The organism is Nitrosomonas ureae, from assembly GCF_001455205.1.
Lineage (GTDB): Bacteria > Pseudomonadota > Gammaproteobacteria > Burkholderiales > Nitrosomonadaceae > Nitrosomonas > Nitrosomonas ureae.
In genome coordinates, this window is sequence record NZ_CP013341.1 from 727,007 (window position 1) to 742,441 (window position 15,435).

Annotated in this window: 10 protein-coding genes, 1 tRNA gene and 1 pseudogene; 2 read left to right on the top strand and 10 right to left on the bottom strand. The window is 43.8% G+C overall.

The genetic code is table 11. The features are described from left to right. Positions 1-17: 17 nt before the first annotated feature. The 4 genes and pseudogenes from ATY38_RS03520 to ATY38_RS03535 form a co-directional block, all read right to left on the bottom strand. Positions 18-2,178, bottom strand: a pseudogene (locus ATY38_RS03520) (HAD-IIB family hydrolase). A 2-nt stretch (positions 2,179-2,180) separates the two neighbouring features. Continuing rightward, on the bottom strand, positions 2,181-3,101 hold the full coding sequence (locus tag ATY38_RS03525; protein WP_062558081.1) for a carbohydrate kinase family protein: 921 nt from the start codon (positions 3,099-3,101) through the stop codon (positions 2,181-2,183). Between the two features lie 455 nt (positions 3,102-3,556). Continuing rightward, positions 3,557-3,633 (bottom strand) — tRNA-Arg (locus ATY38_RS03530). A 136-nt stretch (positions 3,634-3,769) separates the two neighbouring features. Beyond that, positions 3,770-5,053: an HlyC/CorC family transporter gene (locus ATY38_RS03535; RefSeq protein WP_082632990.1), complete on the bottom strand. Its 1,284-nt coding sequence runs from the start codon at positions 5,051-5,053 to the stop codon at positions 3,770-3,772. 261 nt (positions 5,054-5,314) lie between these two features. Between ATY38_RS03535 and ATY38_RS03540 the strand changes: the two genes are divergently transcribed. Together ATY38_RS03540 and cphA are read left to right on the top strand one after the other, a co-directional pair. Further along, positions 5,315-7,636, top strand: a complete 2,322-nt coding sequence (locus tag ATY38_RS03540; RefSeq protein ID WP_062558083.1) for a cyanophycin synthetase — start codon at positions 5,315-5,317, stop codon at positions 7,634-7,636. Beyond that, positions 7,633-10,206, top strand: a complete 2,574-nt coding sequence (gene cphA, locus ATY38_RS03545) for a cyanophycin synthetase (RefSeq protein ID WP_062558084.1) — start codon at positions 7,633-7,635, stop codon at positions 10,204-10,206. The genes ATY38_RS03540 and cphA overlap by 4 nt, the downstream gene beginning before the upstream one ends. A gap of 111 nt (positions 10,207-10,317) precedes the next feature. On the opposite strand, the gene ATY38_RS03550 is transcribed toward cphA, so the two are convergent. The 6 genes from ATY38_RS03550 to ATY38_RS03575 all read right to left on the bottom strand — a co-directional run bounded on the left by ATY38_RS03550 (position 10,318) and on the right by ATY38_RS03575 (position 15,399). Further along, the gene (locus tag ATY38_RS03550; protein ID WP_062558085.1) at positions 10,318-11,559 is read right to left on the bottom strand and encodes an EAL and HDOD domain-containing protein; all 1,242 of its coding nucleotides are present in this window, start codon (positions 11,557-11,559) and stop codon (positions 10,318-10,320) included. A gap of 157 nt (positions 11,560-11,716) precedes the next feature. Further along, positions 11,717-12,559, bottom strand: a complete 843-nt coding sequence (locus ATY38_RS03555) for an HDOD domain-containing protein (protein ID WP_062558086.1) — start codon at positions 12,557-12,559, stop codon at positions 11,717-11,719. A gap of 221 nt (positions 12,560-12,780) precedes the next feature. Next, on the bottom strand, positions 12,781-13,041 hold the full coding sequence (locus ATY38_RS03560) for a YfhL family 4Fe-4S dicluster ferredoxin (protein WP_062558087.1): 261 nt from the start codon (positions 13,039-13,041) through the stop codon (positions 12,781-12,783). A gap of 14 nt (positions 13,042-13,055) precedes the next feature. Beyond that, a complete protein-coding gene (gene coaD, locus ATY38_RS03565) occupies positions 13,056-13,535 on the bottom strand; it encodes a pantetheine-phosphate adenylyltransferase (protein WP_062558088.1) in 480 nt (159 codons plus the stop codon). Next, the gene (gene rsmD / locus ATY38_RS03570; protein ID WP_062558089.1) at positions 13,528-14,082 is read right to left on the bottom strand and encodes a 16S rRNA (guanine(966)-N(2))-methyltransferase RsmD; all 555 of its coding nucleotides are present in this window, start codon (positions 14,080-14,082) and stop codon (positions 13,528-13,530) included. Before rsmD ends, coaD begins: the two co-directional genes overlap by 8 nt. Positions 14,083-14,094: 12 nt before the next feature. Then, on the bottom strand, positions 14,095-15,399 hold the full coding sequence (locus tag ATY38_RS03575) for a M16 family metallopeptidase (RefSeq protein ID WP_082632991.1): 1,305 nt from the start codon (positions 15,397-15,399) through the stop codon (positions 14,095-14,097). Between the last annotated feature and the right edge of the window lie 36 nt (positions 15,400-15,435).

Genomic DNA, 15,435 nt, shown 5'->3' on the forward strand with positions numbered 1-15,435 from the left:
TTATACACCCAGAATTATCAGTGATCCGCAATTCGCCAACCATAGTGTGCTAGCCCTTCCAGAATGCCATCCGCCTGATGGCCCCGAGCAAAGTATATTCGTTCCATACCCCGCAGCTGCTCAAGCTCCATGCCGTGATTGCCAACCACTATACCCAGCGTATCACCCAGCAGCATTTCCTTATCATTACCAGAGTCGCCTACGACCAGAAAATTCTCCAGAGGTAACTCCCACTTGTAGGCCAGATAGCGGATAGCATGCCCCTTGGAAGCACGTACCGGCAACACATCCAGAAACTTGTCATGCGAATAAATAAGCCGTGCATGCAAACGATGTTCCCGCAGTAACCGGTAAAGATCCTGCAGCGACGGCATCTTCTCTGATACGACGTTATAACTCAGCTTGAATTTACGTTGATTTACGGCAGGCTGAAGCGTCAACCCGGGAATGTCGGACAATACTTGCTCCAGGGCTTCCCGTCGCCACAAATGCGCGATACGGTTCGCCCAACCAATATCCGGTTGAAGCTTATAGCTATAATTAATTTCGCTGCCCACTGAAGTGATTAATACATTGGGAATGGGAACCCGTGCATTTTTGAGCACATTGACCGCACTTTCCAGAGAACGCCCTGTCGCAATACCGAAGACAATTGAACCCGCATGATTTTTCAGCCAGGCAATCAGTTGCTGCAATCCATTTTTATTACCTATCAGGGTGTTGTCTATGTCACTGATCAATGCTTTGCGCGCCAATGGCATGGGTGATTTGCCATCTTGCATGGTAAACGCAATCTGGCGACGCATGCGTTTACGATCGCGGCGCAGCAACTTGCGCACCTCTTTCACGTATTTGTTTACGTGAGCATCCCAACTATAATGACGGCGCGCGCCCGCGACGCCATTTTTTGCCCACAATCGCCACTGCTGTTTATCCGATAGCGCGCTGTCAAGCGCAAAAGCAATGGCGGTTGAATCTAATGGGTTTACCAACAGGCCGTTACAGCAATTGGCTACAATGTCTCGTGGTCCACCGTCTTCCGTAGCCACAAAAGGCAAGCCGCTAGCAGCTGCTTCAATCAGGGTTAAACCGAAAGGCTCGGTTAATGCAGGATTGACAAATACGCCGCGACGACGCGCAGCAAGGCGATATAACTCCGGAACATCTTCAGCGTTGTGATGCTTGGGTATCGCAACCTTACCCCATAAGTCATAGCGATCAATATCCAGCAGCAACTCCCCCAGAATTTTTTGTGATGCTTCATCGAGTTCGCGTATATCGTCGCGATTGCCTGCAACAATAACCAGATTGGCCTTTTCTTGTAATGCTGAACTGCTCCCGTAGGCATCGATCAGCCCTTTAAGGTTCTTATGGATGGCAGGGCGGCAGATTGCAAGTATCATCGGCTTGGCAGGATCAGAAAGAAATTTATCCACCATATGCGTGACATTGGGATTAATTTTTCTTCGCCCCGGTGGTGAGAAACGAGCAATATCGGTGCCTGGAGGAATTACGACAAAACGAGCACTTGCGTGATTGTGATACATTCCGTATTGCTCGGTAACTTCCTGTCTGGTGCTCGTAATCACCATGGCAACGTTAACCAGTAAATCCTCTTCTGTCGTGATACGGCGCTCAAAATTGAATTGTCGATCAATAGCGGTTTTTTTTTCGCCCGCTTGCCAACAAGCGGGATTGCTTGGGGCGTCCCAATGAATGACCTGTATGTATTTGCGGTATGCCCAGAAGCTGCGATAATTGTTGCCCCACATACCCGGCATCCGCGTAATGGGTGTGTATCAAATCCGGCAATCGGCCTTGCTGACGCAAAAAATGCAGACTGCGATCCACCAACTGATCGAGATGAAGCCATAACAGTTCCTTTCGCACGTAGTGCGACGGACCGAAAGGCAGACGCAAAATACGCGCGCCATTACCGATATCTTCAACAGGCTGCGAATAATCTGACGATAGTGCGGGGTCTGTGATCAGCCGAGTCAATAAATCTACTTGTCCGATCTCGCGATGGCGAGCCAATGCACGCATCAACTCCACTACATAGGTGGTTTGCCCGCCTGTATCGGCATCCCGCCCCAGCTCCATATTTTTTCCCCTGATCAATCCATGCGGACTAATCATCAAAATATACAAGGCATTCTCATTATTGTTCCAATCCATCGTTATCGGTTCCAATCCGCAATAAACGGTCCATAAAAATCAGAAGAATCAGGAATAGCTCCTCGTATTTCGCACAAAGCTGCAGCAAAGGCATTAGCGCGCGATAAGGTAAGCATAATAGGCCATTTGCGCAAAAGCCCAAGGATATACACAGCAGCAAAACCATCCCCGGCACCGACGGTATCCATCACAGGACGTGAAGATATCAATCCGTTTATAGTGCTCACTTTGCCATCTTTATCGAGCTGCCAAGCGCCTTCTTCGCCACACGTGATCAGCATGCTATCCAAGTCAAACTGCTTGAGCAGCGCCGCTGCTTTTTGTACTCGGCTTACACCGGTTAGCCGAAAAAGTAGCGCCAATACATCCAGTTCTTCCTGATTTATTTTAATCAGATTTGCATGTATCAAAGAATGCTCTATAGTGTGCAGGTCATACCAAGGCTTACGTAAATTGATATCCAGTAAGCATGGTACCTTGCCTTGGTTACTGAGAAGCAATGTTACCAGAGCATGAGCGGATATTGCTTTGCGCTGCGCCAAGGTACCAAAGTAAATTAATTGCGGGCGCACGGCTAGAGCAATGCTATGCGACATACCTGCATGGATAAAGTCATAGGCCTGTTCTGGCAAAATTTCAAAACGATGCCCACGCTCTTCCAAGTGAACCATGACTTGGCCAGTCGGGTGTAAATCATCAAGCTGTATCCCGTAATCATCCATCCCCGCATCTTTGATCCGAGCGAGCAGTTCGCGGCCTAGTTCGTCATTTCCGATACGCGATATTAATACCGGATGCAGGCCAAATGCTTTCAAGTGACGCGCAACATTAAACGGAGCACCACCAAACACTCTTCGGTCATCGAATATGTCTGCCAGAACTTCCCCGAATAATATTATTTTTTCCGATCTGATAAAGGTCATGGCTACCAACCACTTTCTTGGTTTAATTCCATAGCGAAAATCCTGAGGCTCACTTCAGTGCAGGATAATCCATAATGAAAACGCTTCAGGCAATACAGCTTTTGAGACTACTGAAAATAGCTATTACTTCTTTTGGATAAAAAATAGCACTCTGTGCAGTACACAAATTGCTAAAAACACCCTTTACACCTTACCATACCCAATGCGTAAATAGGAAATCATCAATAAATAGATCAATAACTCTCATTGTTACCAACCTGAAAGGTTGGATCCCATTCAGCAAAATAATTCTTAATTTCTTTGATTTAAAATCAATAACTCAATGCTATATAACATGGAAGAACTAAGCTTGGAGTAAGCACTAGTTTAGCAAAAGAACTCTCACATATGACAGAAAAAAACTGGGGCACCCATGTTTGCGAAGCGAACGCCAGGTAGTAGTTTTTGACGAAATTTGGCGCGCCCAACACGATTCGAACGTGCGACCCCCGCCTTCGGAGGGCGGTACTCTATCCAACTGAGCTATGGGCGCTCTGATAAACAAACGGGTTAAATATTTGCCGAGCGACAGAATAACCGCTTTTATTATTCCCGTCCAACCGGGATTATGCAGGGTATAACAATCCTCTGTAGTAGAAGCACTAAAACTAATGTTTTTTCTCATCGGATCACTCAGAATGTTTTGCTTCAACTTCAGCAGAAGCTGGAAAAATTTTAACAGTTTTTACAATTCTATTTTTAGTTTGAATAACCTCCATTGGATAACCAGCAATATTGAGACCCGTCCCTGCTTCGGGTATATCTTCAAAATATTCTAAAATTAATCCATTGAGAGTTTTCGGTCCATCTAGCGGAAACTGAAAATCAAGCTTGCGATTCAATTCACGCAATAATGTTCTTCCTTCGACAATAATACTGCCATCTTCCTGCTTCAGAAAAATACTGGTTTGGGTGGGCGCTTGCGTCGTAAATTCACCAATAATTTCTTCAATGATATCTTCCAATGTGATCAACCCTATCCATTCTCCATATTCATCAACGACTAATCCCACTCTTTTCTGGTTTTCCTGAAATAGCTGTAGTTGTGAAAATAATGAAGTACCCGAAGGAATAAAATAAGGTTTGCGCATCACTTTTTCCAAAGTGGAAGCTGTGATTCTGCCGCCTTGCATTTGATTCAATACCTTGCGCACATGCACAAGACCCACAATATTATCCATGCGCTCGCGGTAAATTGGCAGGCGTGTATGATGACATGTTAACAATTGCGCATGAATAAGCTCATCATCCGCATTTAGATCAATCGCCTCAATTTGGTTACGTGGCACAATGACATCATCAACTGTAATTTGTTCAAGATCAAATAGATTCAACAACATGTTTTGGTGTTTATTCTGTATAAAATGTCCTCCCTCCAACACCAGCATCCTAAGCTCTTCCGTGCTTATTTTTTGCTCCAGCTCTGTACTTTGAGGCTTCAACCGAAACAGGATTAATAATCCGCTGACAAACAAATTGACAAACCACACAATGGGGTAACAAATAATCAGCAGAGGCGTCAACACATAACTTGCTGCTAAAGCGATACGCTCGGGATAAGCAGCAGCAATCACTTTGGGAGTAATTTCGCTAAATACGAGAATGGCAAAGGTTACTGCTATTGTTCCCATAAACAGCGCAAACTCATCTTGCACAAAGAGTGTAGCAATAATAACCGCCACCAGCGTGGCAGAAGCGGTATTGAGTAAGTTATTTCCGAGCAATATGACACCCAATAGCCGATCCGTTTTTTCAAGTAATTTTACCGTTAATCTGGCGCCACGATGACCTTGCTTGGCAAGATGTCTTAATCGATAGCGGTTAATTGCCATCATACTGGTTTCGGATAACGAGAAAAAACCTGACACAATCAACAGGATTACCAATGTAATCAACATGATGTGCAATGGCATATCATCCAAGGAGCACCTCTATTTGAAGTAATAAATTGAAAGTAATTTTTAACAAACTTTTGTTATTCTGAATTCAAACGGATGTTTGTCAATAAGAAAAATAATAATTCATCGTGCTCATCTTATAAACCCATATACATCAACGATCAAAATTCTGAATAGCAGCGCAATCTATAATAGTTCTGAGAATTTGTTCTACACTTGTAAACCAATTGATTTGGAAAGCGTTAAGATGAGGTTTTCTTCCTAATTTCAAAACTTATGTCTGACAGCTTTACTTCCAATGATAATGGTATAAAAGATATCAAGTTTCTGGAAATTAAGCACCTGAATGGCCCGAATATTTGGACTTATTACCCTGTACTTGAAGCAATAGTTGACATTGGCGAACTTGAAGACTTTCCTTCCGATAAGATTCCAGGTTTTTATGACCGTCTATTACAATGGCTCCCAACTTTAATTGAGCATCGCTGCAGTTATGAAGAACGTGGCGGTTTCCTGCGCCGAGTGAAGGAAGGCACCTGGCCGTGCCATATTCTTGAGCACGTAACACTGGAATTGCAGAATCTGGCCGGTATGCGCGGCGGTTTCGGCAGAGCGCGCGAAACTGCAGTGCGCGGTGTCTATAAAGTAATTGTAAGCGCCTGGCATGCAGAAGTGACAAAATCTGCGCTGTATGCAGCGCGTGAATTAGCCCTGGCGGCAATGAACTTTCAACAATTGCACACTGCAGCTTTCGATGTCGAGAGCACTATTGAGCATTTACGGGATTTGGTTGATTCACTTTGGCTTGGTCCATCAACAGCATGTATTGTCGATGCAGCGGTAGCACGCAATATTCCGGCAACTCGCCTTACCGCAAAAGGAAATCTAGTCCAGCTTGGCTATGGGGTTCATTGCCGTCATATCTGGACTGCCGAGACAGATTTTACTCCAGCCATTGCAGAAGGTATTTCACGTGATAAAGACTTAACTAAGACACTACTGCAATCCTGTGGCGTTCCTGTTCCTGCAGGACGCATCGTGGAAAGTGCTGAGGCCGCATGGGAGGCAGCTAAAGATATCGGATTGCCAGTTGTCATCAAGCCATGCGATGGAAATCATGGGCGCGGAGTCTTCATTGAATTATTTCAACAGAGTGAGATTGAATCCGCTTATCAAATTGCTTTAAAAGAAGGCTCGGGTGTTCTGGTTGAACGTTATGTTGCAGGTACTGAACATCGCCTATTAATTATTGGAGGAAAACTGATAGCTGCGACCAAGGGTGATTCAGTTTCGGTAACCGGGAATGGCGTGGCCACTATTGCTGAATTAATCGAATCACAAATCAACTCTGATTCACGCCGCGGATCAACAGAAGATCACCCGCTGAATCCAATCCGTTTGGATAGTGCTGCCCAAATGGAAATTGCACATCAAGGATATCAGAGTGATTCCATTGTGCCTGCCGGGGTCAAAGTTTTGATTCAAAGAAATGGTAATCATGCATTTGATGTGACAGATCAGGTTCATCCTAGCACCGCAGCTGCAGCATCATTAGCCGCCCGTATCATTGGTCTGGACATCGCCGGCATAGATCTGGTAACCGGGGACATTTCGCGCCCACTGAATGAACAAGGAGGAGCTATTGTTGAAGTCAATGCGGGCCCTAGCTTGTTGATGCATATCAAGCCAGCAGTGGGCATGCCTCGACCGGTTGGAAAAGCCATCGTTGATCACTTATTTCCGGATCAAGAGAATGGCCGGATTCCTGTAATCGGGGTTTCTGGCAGTTATGGTAAAACATCAGTAGCCCTATTGATTGCAAGACTGCTTATTCTTTCTGGGAAACAAACCGGTTTAGCATGTAGTGATGGACTTTATCTTAATTATCGGCAAATTGATAAACACAATTGTGCCAATTGGGCAGCAGCAAACCGCACACTAATCAATCCAACGGTTGAAGCCGCAGTTTTTGAGAATGGCTTTGATGCTCTGTTGAATGAAGGTTTGGCATACGATAGCTGTCATGTCGGCGTAATTACCAATGTTCATCCGATCAATCATTTGGGTCGTCATGGAATCGAAACGCACAAACAAATTTTCACGGTATTCCGCACACAAGTCGATGTGGTAACACCCACAGCCGCGGCTATTGATGACGTCGATAAGGCGGTAAAGTTACCTATTGGAGCCGCGGTGCTCAATGCACAGGATGAGATGCTGGTCGAGATATCTACACTCTGTCACGGTGAGGTGATTTTTTTCAGTATTGAACCCGAATTACCAGTGATTGTGCAACATCGCACGCATGGAACCGGACCGCGTCTTGGCAAACGTGCCGTCATAATGCGCAATGACGTGATTATACTTGCAACAGGTGCAAATGAGTTGCCCCTGATAAGTATTGGTACTATAACCGGTGCATATAATGCCCAAGCTCTGGAAAATATTCTTGCAGCTGTCGGGGCGGCGTGGGCACTGGAAATTGAACCCGATCTTATGCGCGCGGGAATTAACGCTTTTGGTTTCCTCCAAGAAAAATATGTAACAGAGAATCAGTCTGTTGCAATCGATTTACAGACTCAGGAAAATGGTTCATGAAAATACTGCGTATTCGTTTATTGCGTGGACCTAATTTATGGAATCAGCACTCTTCTATTGAAGCTATTATTCGTTGTGTTGATTCTGAAAAGAATATAGAAAACATCCAAGATTTTAAGGCACGATTATGTAATCGCTTTCCTGAAATTTCTTTGCCACGGCTTTCCGATCAGTATGAAACCATCACAATAGCGCATGTGCTCGAATCAGCCACACGGGATTTGCAACTGCAAGCAGGTTGTCCGATAAACTTCAGTCGCACGGTTCAAACAACCGAGGTTGATACATTTCATGTCATAGTAGGTTACAGTGAAGAAAAAGTAGGGCAACTTGCATTTGAGTTAGCGCAGACCTTATGTATATCAACTATCAACGATACCGATTTTGATTTAGCCAATGCCTTGCACCGACTACGCAAACTCTATGAAGATATTCGTCTGGGCCCCAGTACAGGCGCAATTGTTCAGGCTGCTGTTGCGCGTGGAATTCCTTTCCGCCGATTAACAGAGGGTAGTTTAGTGCAACTTGGCTGGGGTAGTAAGCAACGCCGCATTCAGGCTTCCGAGAGCGACAGGACTAGTGCAGTAGCCGAGTCAATAGTGCAGGATAAGGAATTAACCAAAACTTTGTTGCATGCAGCTGGAATACCTGTCCCTGTGGGCCGAAACGTGAGTAACGCAGAAGACGCTTGGGCAGCCGCACGCGAAGTAGGTATGCCGGTAGTCATAAAACCACGGGATAGCAATCAAGGAAAAGGTGTAACTGTTAACCGGATTAATGAAAACGATGTAAAAACGGCTTACATGATGGCATCTGAAATCAGCGATAATGTGATCGTAGAGCGCTACATTGCCGGATATGATTATCGTATGCTGATCGTAGGTAACAGATTAATCGCAGCAGCACGACGCGATCCGCCGCAGGTAATTGGAGATGGCATTCGTAACATTCAAGAATTGGTAGAACAAATTAATCGTGATCCAATGAGAGGGGAAGGGCATATCGCTTCATTGACTAAGATTCCACTAGATGAAATTTCTCTCGCTCATCTTGCCACACAGGGATTGACAGCGGAGTCAGTTCCACTGAAAGGAATGCGTGTTGTAGTGCGAAATAATGCCAATTTATCTACAGGTGGTACGGCTACTGATGTGACTGATGATGTTCATCCCGATTTAGCAGCACATGTGATTGCTGCAGCACGAGTGGTGGGGCTGGATATTTGCGGGGTTGATGTAATTTGTAACACCGTGATGAAATCTTTGGAAGACCAAGGGGGCGGCATAATAGAAATTAATGCGTCACCGGGCTTGCGTATGCATATACAACCTTCTTTCGGCAAAGATCGCGCTGTAGGCAAAGCTATCATTGATTACATGTTTGCACCAGGCGAAAACGCGCGCATTCCGGTCATCGCCGTGACGGGCACCAATGGCAAAACCACCACTACTCAGCTGATAGCCAGTATTCTGGAAAAAAGTAATAAACGAACAGGAATTGCGTGTACAAATGGCGTTTTTATTGCCGGGCAATGCATCGATACTGGAGATTGCAGTGGTCCTAAAAGTGCCAGAAATATTCTCTCTCATCCAGATGTTGATGCTGCAGTGCTAGAAACTGCACGAGGTGGATTATTGCGCGAAGGCTTGGGATTCGATCACTGTGATGTAGCTGTTGTAACGAATATTGGCATGGGCGATCATCTCGGCATAGCTTATGTCAATACTGTGGAAGAGCTGTCTTTAGTCAAACGAGTTGTTGTCCAGAATGTGAAATCTAAGACTGGTTTTGCTGTGCTTAATGCAGCGGATCAACTCGTCGCCAGCATGGCTGAGTATTGTCCCGGTTCCGTCATTTTCTTTGCACACGAGAGCCATCATCCGATATTGGCGATGCATCGCGCCCAACATAAGCGTGTGGTCTATGCCGAAAATGGCTATATTGTTGCTGCGAGCGATTGCAGTGAATACCGCATTCCGTTGAACAAAATTCCATTGACAAAAAATGGCACAATCCGGTTTCAAATCGAAAATGTAATGGCAGCTGTTGGAGCTAGTTGGGCACTAGGAATAGAATGGTCAGATATTTGTGAGGGTGTAACTAATTTTGTAAATAATACCCAAACTGCACCAGGTCGATTTAATCTTTTCAATTACCGCAATGCTACCTTAATTGCGGATTACGGGCATAACCCAGATGCCATACAGGCGTTGGTAAGCGCAATCGAAAATATTCCATCCAGAAAACGATCTGTGGTTATTAGTGCAGCCGGTGATCGCCGTGACGAAGATATTCGCCAGCAAACACGAATTCTCGGTGATGCATTCGATGAGGTCGTTCTATATCAAGACAAATGCCAGAGAGGACGGGCAAATGGTGAGGTTTTATCTTTATTGCGGGAAGGCTTGGAAAACGCGAAGCGTACACAAAAAATAAGAGAAATCATTGGTGAAGCTATTGCAATTGATACAGCATTATCCAATTTACAGGATGGCGATTTATGCCTAATTCTTGTAGATCAAGTTGAGCAATCACTGGGTCAAATTAATAATCGTATTGCATCAGGGTGATAGTTCCGGCGTTATTATTCTGGCAAATCAGAAATTCTTAGGGCATGTTGTACTGAAGGATGCCTGAATTGTATTGATACTTGTTCACACTGCGCTATTGAATACAATTTTCTAGACGGACTGATTGACCGCATCCTTGATTCGATTGGCCCACACGGTAGCTTCTAACTCCATCTTAATGAACTCATCCATATTGATAAATCCCATATCTGACAGCATGCATGAAACTGTTTCATATTCACCTTTTTCATGGGCTTCAATTAATTCCAGCTGATGACCCAAATAGCCCCGTCGGGTCAGAAGAGCTTCACCCATATCTTTTTGGATACTAAGCGTGCTTACAAGCTCGGACATTTCCATCCCAAGCAACGTATCGAGTAATGATAAAACCCCTACCATAAAGGCACGATCCTGATGATTTTTATCATGCGGACGATCCGCAATGGCGATTGATTCCAATAATCTGCCACGTACGGTAGCTGTCTGCATTAATGCATCCGACGCGCCACCATCTCTTTGCTTGGCGGCATAGAGCAATATCTGTATCCAACGCTGAAGCTGTTTCCGGCCAATAATCATAATGGCCCGTTTGATAGAATTAATCGTGCTTGGTAAACCGCTTGCAGCGGAATTTACCATACGCAGCAGGTTATAGCTTAAGCCGGGTTGAAACTTAAGCTCATTCTCAATTTCAGTTACTTCACCGTCTTTAACAACTAATAGCAATAGCTTCAATAAAGATAGCTTCGAAGGATCAATGCGTTTTCCCGAAATAATTTCGGGTTTTGCAAAATAAAAGCCTTGCAGCATCTGAAAGTTCAATGCAATACAATTTCTGGCGATTTCCTTGCTTTCAACTTTTTCAGCCAGCAATAACACAGGCCAGCGCTTTAGCTTATTTATAAGATTGTGAAGGTTGCTCTGATTTAATGCAGTAATATTAATTTTAACTATATTGATAAGCGGCATTATGCGTTCAAACCGTTGATCCAGTTGGACGACATTAGAAAGTGCCAATTGATAGCCTTTTTGCTTTAAGAATAAACAGCGTTGTATGATTTCATCATTAATTTCTACATTTCTCAAAATTTCAAGTACTACATGTTTCTTTGGAAGCATACAAATTACATCATTCATCAATAGCTTAGCATCAACTTTAATGAATCCGCGCCGTTTGCCTATCACATTTTCTATGCCGAGCTGTCCGTAAGTATCAATGATGACATTGGCTGAAGCAGCGGAATTATCGGTAACGTCTACACCGTTATTTTGATTGGAACGAAATAAAAGTTCAAACGCTACTAAATTTTGTTTACTATCCAGAATTGGCAATCTACCCAGATAAACTTCCATTCTACTCACCTCTATAACTTTACGTTATTCTGTATGCATTTGCTTATCGTCCGGAATTAGAACAAATGAGTTTTATAAAACATCACAAGCTTATGTAATAAAATACAAGGCATGAGAATATGGATTGCCTCAAAAATATATACTTTCAAATTGATGGCTAATGGATAGCATTGAATACTTCAATGACTTGTAATTTAGCTACGGTAATAACTGATTCTACAATTTCTGCCGTCAAGCCAAGATAACTCCAAGTTTTGAGAGCATGATCGGATATAACTGTTTCGAGATTTAGCGGTTGATTAGTACAAGGCTGGATATAGTTAGCGATACTTATGGCTGCACACAGTGTATTGGCATCGGATTGATACTCTCCACTTCTCATGGGATCAGATTGATACTCGACCATTTTCCATATATTAAGTGGTAGTTTCCATTGTTTTAAAAGTTCGGCGCCTAATTGTGCATGCGTAAAACCAAAAATCTTACGCTCTTCTTGCATTGCAACATCTTCACCTTGATTCAAGCAATTCAATACCTTTGCAGATTCTTTCGGAAACTGACTGAAAAGAATTAATCTCCCAACGTCATGCAACAATCCTGCAATGAAAAAGCGCTCTCGACTATCAACACTTGACGCGAGTAGGCGCGCAGTTACACCACTCGTAACGCTGTGATTCCAGAATGTATCCATATTGACCAGATCAGGTGGAATTCCTTTAAAAGTTGTTGTTACTGATGATGCAATCACCAGATTACGCAATTCCTGATGCCCGATAATGGAAATGGCTTTCATAACAGTTTCAATCTTGCCGGAGAAACCAAAATAAGTACTGTTTGCGAACTTCAACAGTTTTGCCGTTAGTGCAGGATCACTGGAGATAATACGTTCTAACTCCGTATTCGTTGCCTCCTCTGAATCAATTAAATCATTAATGCGAAACACAACATCCGGTAAGGAAAAAATAGATCGAACATTAGTAACTATTGTGCATGGATCCATTTAAGTCTCAGAAAATTTAAACTAACGCAAATTTTAACTTTGTTGTGCATATTAGGGCGGTAGTACTGCACAACCACGCCCGTTGCCAACTGAAATCATAATTGATGGCATCAGTATGCAAAGTAAAGATTAAACGAAGATCACTCGTATTGCATTAATGATTAAACGGAGAAAATTGTCTGATTTCTCAGAAAAGCATGATTTAATCTAAGAAAATAACTTCAAGATATTGATTTTTCAGAAACAAGACCCATATACTTTGCTTGGAGTTGTTCTTTACTTTCTACGATGGCAGGGTTAAGTGTAATGCAATCTACCGGGCAAACCTCTATACATTGAGGCTCATTGTAGTGCCCGACACATTCTGTGCATAAACTAGGATTAATTTGGTAAATCTCTTCACCTTGAGAAATTGCGCCATTAGGACACTCAGGCTCGCAAACATCGCAATTGATACATTCATCAGTAATAATTAGTGCCATTTATATTCTCACAATTATGGGGTTAATTTCTCACTTAGTTTTTTTGCGACCAGTGGATGTACAAACGTATCAGCATTCCCGCCAAGCGATGCGATTTCACGCACGATGGTTGCAGAAACAAACATATACTGCTCTGATGGCGTCATGAATAAAGTCTCCACATCAGGATATAACCCACGATTCATCCCAGCCATTTGGAATTCATATTCAAAATCCGAAGCTGCACGCAAGCCGCGCACAATTATCCGTGACCTTTGTTGCTGCAAAAAATTCATCAATAAACCAGAAAATGCCATAACCTTGACATTGGAGCAGTCTGAGAGAACCTCTCGTGCCATCTCCACCCTTTCTTCCAAGGTAAAAAAAGGTTTCTTGCTGCTGCTTACAGCAATTGCAACAACAATCTGATCAAACAAACGTGAAGCGCGTCTAACTAAATCCTCATGTCCGCGGGTTATTGGATCAAACGTGCCGGGATAGATCGCTTTATCCATAGTGCACAAACTTCAGCAGTTGATAACGAACAGCTCCCGCCTTTGCACTGCGATGTACCTTCCATTGCTTATCCGGAGTCCATGTATCTCTGGCTTCAGAATAAACCAGCCCGTCCTTTTCAAGATGTGACGGCAGCAGTGACATTAATTGAGGAAACAAATCAAGTCGATAAGGTGGATCAAGAAAAATGACATCAAATTTACGTACATCAGATTGCATAAAATTTAGCGCATTCATCAGGAGCAATTCAATCTGCATCGCTTGTAACTTCCCTTTATTCTCTTTCAGTGCCTTATATACCCGCATGTCATTATCAACCATAACTACGTGTGCCGCACCGCGTGACGCAGCCTCAAAGCCTAATGCACCACTGCCTGCAAATAGGTCGAGGCAACACAAACCACTTAAATCCTGCTCCAGCCAATTAAAGACCGTTTCACGTACCCTATTGGGGGTAGGTCTTAAATCAGGATGCTCTGGAAATGTCAACAAACGGCTGCGCCATTGGCCACCGATAATGCGGATTTTTCCCTGAATTAACGTCATACCGAAAATTCTTTACTCAATCGCTCCGGCAATTACAGCGACCATACCATCGGGTTGAATTCGCCGTTGAAATGCTTGCCGAATTTGCTCTGCAGTTACCGCCTCAACGGCCACCAGATAATCTGTCAGATAAGTAAGTGGCAATTGATAAAAACCAATTACGGATAGGAAACTTAATATTTTGCTGTTGCTGTCAATTCGCAACGGAAAACCACCAATAATGTTTTGTTTGGCTGCTACCAGCTCTTTTTCCGTAGGGCCATTCAATACAAAATCTTTAAGTACTTTCTGGGTTAAAGCAAGTGCTTCTTCTGACTGCTCTTTTTTTGTTTGCAAGCCAATTTGAAACGGTCCTTGTTCTTTGTATGGTGCAAAGAAACTGTAAACACTATAAGCCAAACCACGTTGTTGACGTACTTCTTCCATCAGACGTGAAACAAACCCTCCACCTCCTAGGATATGATTTCCAACCAACAGGGGGAAATAGTCAGGGTCGTTTCGGCGTAATCCAGGGTAAGCCAGTTGAATGTGACTTTGTGCGGCAGGATGCGGCAATCTTTTCGTTTCCGCCACAGGAATTGCGACAGGCTGAACGTCCCTTGATTGCCCGGCTGAAGGTAAGCCTTCAGTCAATTTTTCTGCAATTGCCGCCGCCTCCAGCCGGGTTACATCCCCGATGATCGCTATCACAGCACCCTCTGCTACATAATGAGCACGATAAAAAGCTAGCAGATCTTCCCGCTGTAATTTACTAAGTGTCTCAATCTCGCCTTGTTCATTGAATCCATAGGGATGATTACCGTATAACATCTTCATTAATTCACGTTCGGCGATATAATCCGGTTTAGTGCTGGATTCTTTTATACTTGAAATAGTTCGCGCTTTCTCCCTCGATAAGATAGCTTGCGGGAACTCTGGAAATTGAATAATTCGTGCAAATACATCCAGCGCTTGCTTGCGCTCTCGTTCACTACTCAGAGTACGTAAAACGATGCCAGCGCGATCCCGATCAAAATGACTTCTAGTTTGCGCTCCAACATCGGCTAACGCAGTGGCAATTTGATCCTCAGAAAAGCCACCAGCACCCAGACTAAGCAGCTGCTGCACCAGGCTGGCACAACCTGATTGAGTGGAAATATCCATGCTGCTACCTGCCGCAAATTCGACACTAACATCCAGTATCGGGAGATCATGATTTTCCACAAAATATACGCGCGCACCGGAAGAAGCCTGCCAAAATTGGATGGATAGCGAAGCTAATGCCCCTTGTGAATAAAAAACGAACAGCATGAGTATTAAAAAAAAGAATTGCTTCATTGGTACCATAGCCTCCTACCGTGCACTCATAAGAGC